The organism is Arthrobacter sp. B0316-1-20 (genome assembly GCF_059091865.1).
Genome location: NZ_JBNHHC010000099.1, coordinates 1 through 7340, shown reverse-complemented (window position 1 = coordinate 7340; position 7340 = coordinate 1). Strand labels below are relative to the sequence as shown.

Sequence of the window (7340 nt, the reverse complement as noted above, 5' to 3'; positions counted from 1 at the left end):
CGGTAGATGCTGATGGAGTTCGCGGCGATGGTGTCCTTCTCGCCGGTGCGGATCCGGGCACCGCGCCGCCGGTATTCCAGGTCGCTGGTGCTGTAGCGCAGCTCGAACATCCGCGCCCGCCCGTCCGCCACACCGAACTCGCGCAGGACAGCGGCGTCGGGCAGGGCAAGCGGGGCGCGTGTCAGGCCGCCGTTGATCACCAGCAGGCCATCCAGCAGTCCGTCCGGCGACCCCATGAGCAGCTGCATCACGCGGTTGCCGCGATCCGTCCACTGTTCGGGGGTCATCGGCTGGCCCTGGGCGTTGAACCACAGCATGTAGGAGCTGTCTGGCCGCGCCGGATAACTGCGCGGCTGGTTGTCCAGGAAATCCCGCCGGATCCGGAACAGGTCCGTGGTGGCCCGGAGCATGTCCCGGGAATACTCGTCCACCTGCCAGTCCAGCCAGCTGATTTCGTTGTCCTGCGAGTAGGCATTGTTGTTGCCCAGCTGCGTCCGGCCCAGTTCATCGCCGGCCGTGATCATCGGCACGCCCAGAGACAGGGCCAGCGTGGCCATCAGGTTCCGGGCGGTCTGCGCGCGGGCAGCGAGTACCGCTTCGTCCCCGGTCTGTCCTTCGACGCCGTGGTTGTAGCTGCGGTTTTCGTTGCTGCCGTCCCGGTTTTCCTCGCCGTTGTCCTCGTTATGCTTGCGGTCGTAGGACGTCAGGTCGGCCAGCGTGAAACCGTCGTGGGACGTCACGAAGTTGATGGAGGCCAGCTGCGTCCGCCCGGAACCGGCGAAAACATCGGCTGAACCGGCCAGGCAGCCCGCCAGCCGCGCCACCGAACCGCCCTGGCCGCCCTGGGCCAGCGCCGCCTGGTCCACCAACCAGAAGTCCCGGACGGTATCCCTGAAACGGTCGTTCCAATCGGCCCAGCCGGGCGGGAAGTTTCCGGTCTGCCAGCCGCCCATGCCCACGTCCCAAGGTTCGGCGATCAGCTTGATACCGCGCAGGGCCTTGTCGGCGCATGCGGCCAGCAGGAATGGATGGCGGGGGTTGAAGTGGTGATTGCCGTCGCGGGCCAGAGCCGCGGCCAGATCGAACCGGAATCCGTCGATGTGGTATTCCTCCACCCAGTAGCGCAGGGAATCCATGGCCAGCTGGACGACGCGCGGCTCACCGAAGTTGACCGTGTTGCCGCAGCCGGTCGTGTCCACATACCGGCCCTGGCCGTCGTGGCGGTAGTACTGCTGCCCGGCGAGGCCGCGCCAGGACAGTGCCGGACGGTCCTGGCCGCCTTCTGCCGTGTGGTTGTAGACGACGTCCAGGATGACTTCCAGTCCGGCTGCGTGGAGCCGCTTGACCATCTCCTTGAATTCGTCCTGCACGGCCTTGGGGCCGGCGGCCTGGGCCTCCTTCGTGGCGTAGTCGGGATGCGGCGCGAAGAAGCCAAGGGTGTTGTAGCCCCAGTAGTTCGTCAGGCCCAGTTCCTGCAGGTGCGGCTCGTCGATATGGAAATGCACCGGAAGGAGTTCGACTGCGGTCACGCCCAGCGAGGTCAGATGCCGGATCATCACGGGATGGGCGAAGCCGGCATACGTTCCGCGCAGTTCCTCCGGAATGTCCGGGTGCAGCATCGTCTGGCCTTTGACATGGGCCTCGTAGATGACGGTGTCCCGCAGCGGAATCTGCGGGAGCCGGTCCGTTCCCCAGTCGAAACCGGAGTCCACGTAGACGGACAGGTAACGGATCGGAGCAAGTGCCTGGTTCAGGCGCTCCTTGGAACTGCGCACGGCGGAGAGCCGTTCCGCGGCTCCTGCCTCCTCGGGTGCGGTCTGGTCGCCGAAGGTCGTTCCGTCGTCGATAGCCCTGCCGTACGGATCGAGCAGCAACTGCTCCGGCCGCCGGGCCTGCGCGTCGGCAGACCGCGGCCAGAAGCCGTAGCGCGTTCCGTGGTGGAAACCCCGGACCGTTCCGTGGTGGACGCCGTCGGTCCAGTCCTCCAGCGCAGCCACGGACCAGGTGCCGTCGGATGTCTGGAAGTGGATATCGATCGTCTCGATATCCGGAGCATACACCGCCACATTGACCACGCCGCCGGTGCCACGGACAGCGGGAATGTGTTCGCTGATCCCCAGCGGAAACGGCCGCGAAGGATGCCGGGATTCTCCGCGGTGTTCCATTGACAAGATGCTTGTCATAGCTCCCTAGGCCGAACGCTGCTTCGAGATTTCATACAGGCTGATACCCACCGCCATGGAGGCATTCAGCGATTCCATCGCGGAATCGATGGGAATGGAGACAATCTGGTCGCAGTTCTCGCGGACCAGGCGAGACAGGCCCTTGCCTTCGGAGCCGACCACGATGCAGACTGGCTCTTTGGCCAGCGTCAGGTCCGGCAGCGACACTTCCCCGTCCCCGTCCAGACCCAGGACGAAAATGCCCAGGTCCTTGAAGGCTTCGAGCGTCCGGTTCAGGTTGCCGGCCTTGACGACGGGCACGCGCACCGCGGCACCCGCACTGGTCTTCCAGGCAGCGGCGGTCACGCCCACCGAGCGGCGTTCGGGAACGACGACGGCGTGGCCGCTGAAGGCGGAAACGGAACGGATGATGGCTCCCAGGTTGCGCGGATCGGTGATTCCGTCCAGCGCAACGAACAAGGGCGCGTTGCCGATGTGGCCCTTCTTCCACTTCGCCACGGTTTCCTGGGCGAAGTCGATGGAATCCCCGTACTCGTACGGCGGGATCTGCAGCACCAGGCCCTGGTGGACGGCGTCGTCCGTCATGCGGTCCAGTTCCGGCTTATGCACCTCCATCACGGGAATGCCGCGCTCGGAGGCAATCTTCAGCGACTCCCGGACCCGGTCATCCATCTCCACACGGACGGCGACATAGAGGGCCTTGGCCGGAACTCCGGCCCGCAATGCCTCGACCACCGAATTGCGGCCGGTAACGACTTCCTCTGCCGTCTTGCTCCGGCCGCGGGGTCCGGAGCCCTGCCGGCCGGCCTGGCGCTTGGCGGCCGAGCGCTCGGCAAGCTGCCTGTTCTTGTACGCCTTGTGGTACGGACGGTCCTCCGCTTTGGGTGTCGGGCCCTTGCCCTCCAGCGCCTTGCGTCCGTGGCCTCCGGTGCCGGTCGTGGGACCCTTCTTTTGCTTGCGGATCGCGCCGGGGCGCCCCTTGTTGGCCATCGTTACTACCTTCGGTTGGTCGGTGCGCGTCCAGCCTGTCCGGTCAACGCGAAATACACTTGTGTTTCCTCAGTTTAGCGGGACTCGACACTCCAGTTGGCACCGTCCGCGGAGTCTTCGACCAGAATTCCTGCGGCGGTGAGGGTATCGCGGATGGCGTCAGCCCGTGCCCAGTCCTTCGCGGCCCGTGCGGCGGCGCGTTCGGCAAGCTGCGCCTGCACCAGCGAGTCGAGCGCGGCGTGCTCGGCGGCATTGCCCTCGCCGGTCCGCCATTGCGCTGCCAGCGGGTTGATGCCCAGGGCCGCCGTCATGGCGGTGACGTCATCCAGGGCGGCGCGGGCGCCGTCGTCGTCCCCTGCCGCCAGCGCGGTGTTGCCGCGCCGCACAGCCTCATGCAGGGCCGCCAGGGCGGCCGGAATGTTCAGGTCGTCGTCCATCGCCGCTTCGAAGTCAGCGGGCGCCTTGACCGCACCGGAGGCGCCCAGCTTCGCCGTCGCCTTCGCCATGAACCCCTCGATGCGTTCGACGGCGGCCGCGGCCTCAGCCAGCGATGTGGGCCGGTAGTCCAGCACGGAGCGGTAGTGCGCCTGGCCGAGATAGTAGCGGACCACGAGCGGGCGGGCAGTGGCCAGCATGTCCTGCGGGCTCACAGTGTTGCCGATGGACTTGCTCATCTTTTCGCCCTCGTAGGTGACCATGCCGTTGTGCAGCCAGAAATTGGCGAAACTGTGCCCGGCAGCCTGGGACTGCGCCATCTCGTTTTCATGGTGCGGGAAGCGCAGGTCCAGCCCGCCGCCGTGGATGTCGAAACCGGTGCCGAGGTACTTGCTGGCCATCGCCGAGCACTCCAGGTGCCACCCGGGGCGCCCGGTGCCCCAGGGGCTCGGCCAGGCCGCCGTCTCCGGCTCCCCTGCCTTGTGCCCCTTCCACAGCGCGAAGTCCCTCGGATCCCGCTTGCCGCGCGGGTCGGCGTCCGGGGCGGCCTGCATATCGTCGATGTTCTGCCGCGTCAGGCTGCCGTACTTGGACCAGGAACGGACGTCGAAGTACACATCGCCGGAATCATCAAGGGCCGGATAGGCGTGCCCGCGGTCGATCAGCAGCTGGATCAGCTGGTGCATCTCCGGGATATGGCCGGTGGCCCGCGGTTCATAGGTCGGCCGTTCGACGCCGATCGCGTCGTAGGCGGCCTCGAATTCCTGCTCGAAGCGGTAGGCGAGGGCCCACCATTCCTCGCTGGGAACGCCAGGGTCCTCAAAGGTGGCGGCCGAATTGGCCAGGATCTTGTCATCGATGTCGGTGACATTGCGGACAACCGTCACCTCGAAGCCGCGGTAGCGCAGCCAGCGGGTGAGCTGGTCGAACGCCAGCGCCGACCGCAGGTGTCCGATGTGCGGCATGCCCTGCACCGTGGCACCGCAGTAGTAGAGACTCGCCTTGCCCTCAATCAGCGGAACGAAGTCGCGGATTTCTGCGGTTGCGGTGTCATAGAATCTCAGGCTCACTGCTCTAGGCTAACCGAAACGGCCCCTCCCCCGCGTTCGCTTCGCAGGCCACGTCCTTTTCCCGCCTGCTATGAACGCCTGCTGCTGAGCCAGCGGGGGCGGGGCGGTCAGGTGCGCTTGATAACGACAGCGGTAGCGACGGCGGTGATGCCCTCACCGCGGCCGGTGAAGCCAAGTCCGTCACTGGTGGTGGCTGAAACGCTGACCGGCGCGCCCGCCGCGTCGCTGAGCGCTGCCTCCGCTTCCGCGCGGCGGGGCGCAAACTTGGGCCGGTTCCCAACGAACTGCACGGCCACATTGCCAATGCCGTATCCCGCTGACCGGACGATCCGTGCGGCCTCGGCAAGCAGCACGGTGCCGGACGCACCGGCGAATTCGGGCCGGTCCGTGCCGAAGTGCGTGCCCAGATCGCCCAGGCCGGCCGCGGAGAAGAGCGCATCGCAGGCTGCGTGGGCGACAGCATCGCCGTCGGAATGTCCGGCCAGCCCGCGCTCTCCGTCCCAGCACAGCCCGGCCAGCCACAGCGGCCGCGGCTGGTCTTCGGGCGCAAAAGCGTGCACATCGATGCCGATGCCCGTCCTCGGCACGGGCCAGGGAAAATCGTCCACCGTCAGCCTTCCAGGAACCGGTGCGGATATTCGCCGGCGAGGAGGGCCTCGGCCAGCACAAGGTCCAGCGGCGTAGTGATCTTCAGCGCCCGGACGGAGCCGGGAACCACATAGACCGGGGTGCCCATCATTTCGACCAGCATCGCGTCGTCCGTGATAGCGGCCGCCTGCTCGTCATTGAAGAACTCCGCCGCCTTGTGCGCCTCGCGGAGGGTGCCGGCGTCGAACCCCTGGGGGGTCTGCACGGCGCGCAGTTGCGCGCGGTTGGCGGTGCCGGTGACAAGTTCCGGCGCCAGGTGGGCATCCTGCGCGTCCGTGGAGGCGACAGTCTTGATCGTGTCCACGACTGAGATGGCGGGGATGACCGCCTTGGCACCCTCGGCCAGCGCGTGTCCCACCCGTTCGAAGACGGCCGCGGGGGTCAGGGCGCGGGCTGCGTCATGCACCAGGATGCCGTCAATCCCGGCGCCCAGGGCGGCCAGTCCGGCGCGTACGGAATCCGCGCGGGAGGATCCCCCGTTGACCGCCGTGATGACCGGGCCGTCCTTGCTGTTCTTGCCGGCCGCGGCGCAGACCTGGCGCAATATGGTGTCCCCGCGGGGCACAGCGACGACGATTTCCGCGGCGACCTCGGAGGAGAGGACACCCCGCAGGGCATGGGCCAGCATCGGTTCACCCGCCAGCGGCACCTGAGCCTTGGGCAGGCCGTAGCCTAGGCGTTCGCCGGATCCCCCGGCAACGATGATGACACCCAGTCGCCGGGCGCTCCGGGACTGATCTGTTGCAGTTTCTGTTGATGCTGGCACCAGCCCAGCGTACAACGGGCATTAAACAATTACGGCGGCCAGCCCGAAGGCCTGCCGCCGCAGCTGTAAGGATTCCTATGATGCCAGGACTTCGTCCAGGACGCTGGCTGCCTGCTCTTCGTCTGTCTTTTCCGCCAGGGCCAGTTCCGAAATCAGGATCTGGCGGGCCTTGGCCAGCAGCCGCTTTTCGCCGGCGGAAAGGCCGCGGTCGTGATCCCGGCGCCAAAGGTCGCGGACGACCTCCGCAACCTTGATGACATCGCCTGACGCGAGCTTCTCAAGATTAGCCTTGTACCGGCGGGACCAGTTGGTGGGCTCCTCCGTGAACTCGGCACGGAGCACGTCGAAGACATGCTCCAGTCCTTCCTTGCCCACAACGTCCCGAACGCCAACCAGATCTACGTTTTCTGCTGGAACTTCAATCGTCAGATCACCTTGGGCCACCCGAAGCTTGAGATACATCTTCTCTTCGCCCTTGATGGTGCGCATTTTGATCTCTTCGATCTTCGCCGCCCCGTGGTGAGGGTAAACAACCGTCTCGCCAACCTCAAAAACCATGTGGACATTCCCCTTTCCCGCAAGCCAGTTTATCACGATTAAGGAACCGTCCGGACGCGTTTGCGCTAGTCAGCGCCAGCATCGGAGCGGAATCGGCCCCTCACCAACCCTTGACGGATCCGGGATTTGATGCATGCCACATTCGGCAGAAGGGGTTTCGAAGCAAGGATTTTGGGCAGTTCAAGATAAACTCGCTGTTGACTTGTATCCAAAAGTCACCAACCCCTTCGCCTTTCTAGGAGTATCTCTGTGAGTTTTGCACCGAAGACCCGCGTGCAGCGCGCTGTTGCCGCCGGCGCAGCGGCGCTGGCCCTGCTGGGTGCCACTGGCTGCGGCACGATCAACGAGCAGGCAACTACCAAGCAGTACGCGGCCTCCGACGGCATTGTGCGCAACGTTGGCGACGTCAAGCTGCGTAACATCCTGATCGTTGCCGATAATGAGGCCAGCCCCGGCCGCATCATCGGCACCGCGCTCAACACCTCAGCTTCCCCCGTCCAGCTGTCCTTCGAAGTCGACGGCGGCACCGCCCAGGTGACGGTTCCCGCCAACGGCGAATACCGCTTCGATGACGCGGCGGAAGGCGAGACGGAAGGCGAAGCCGTGCTGGCGCAGGCCGGCGGCATTCCCGGCTCTTTGGTGCCGGTCACGGTCACGGTCGAATCCGAGTCCGAGGAACTCCAGGTCCCC

At 66.1% G+C, this 7340-nt stretch carries 7 protein-coding genes; 1 reads left to right on the top strand and 6 read right to left on the bottom strand.

Going from position 1 to position 7340, the window contains the following annotated elements; genetic code table 11:
- The 6 genes from glgX to AC5RW2_RS39240 all read right to left on the bottom strand — a co-directional run.
- On the bottom strand, positions 1–2165 hold a 2165-nt coding region (gene glgX / locus AC5RW2_RS39265; protein ID WP_494075201.1), incomplete at its 3' end, for a glycogen debranching protein GlgX.
- 24 nt (positions 2166–2189) lie between these two features.
- A complete protein-coding gene (rlmB, locus tag AC5RW2_RS39260) occupies positions 2190–3173 on the bottom strand; it encodes a 23S rRNA (guanosine(2251)-2'-O)-methyltransferase RlmB (protein ID WP_494031928.1) in 984 nt (327 codons plus the stop codon).
- A gap of 74 nt (positions 3174–3247) precedes the next feature.
- Positions 3248–4678 (bottom strand): cysteine--tRNA ligase, encoded by a 1431-nt coding sequence (gene cysS, locus AC5RW2_RS39255; protein ID WP_494031929.1) that lies wholly within the window; start codon positions 4676–4678, stop codon positions 3248–3250.
- 107 nt (positions 4679–4785) lie between these two features.
- Entirely contained in the window at positions 4786–5286 is a 501-nt protein-coding gene (gene ispF / locus AC5RW2_RS39250) for a 2-C-methyl-D-erythritol 2,4-cyclodiphosphate synthase (RefSeq protein ID WP_494031930.1), read from the bottom strand.
- Positions 5287–5288: 2 nt separating this feature from the next.
- Entirely contained in the window at positions 5289–6092 is an 804-nt protein-coding gene (gene ispD, locus AC5RW2_RS39245) for a 2-C-methyl-D-erythritol 4-phosphate cytidylyltransferase (RefSeq protein WP_494031931.1), read from the bottom strand.
- A gap of 75 nt (positions 6093–6167) precedes the next feature.
- A complete protein-coding gene (locus tag AC5RW2_RS39240; RefSeq protein WP_494031932.1) occupies positions 6168–6650 on the bottom strand; it encodes a CarD family transcriptional regulator in 483 nt (160 codons plus the stop codon).
- Between the two features lie 249 nt (positions 6651–6899).
- Between AC5RW2_RS39240 and AC5RW2_RS39235 the strand changes: the two genes are divergently transcribed.
- Positions 6900–7340 (top strand): hypothetical protein (locus tag AC5RW2_RS39235; protein ID WP_494075200.1); only part of this gene is annotated, 441 nt, incomplete at its 3' end.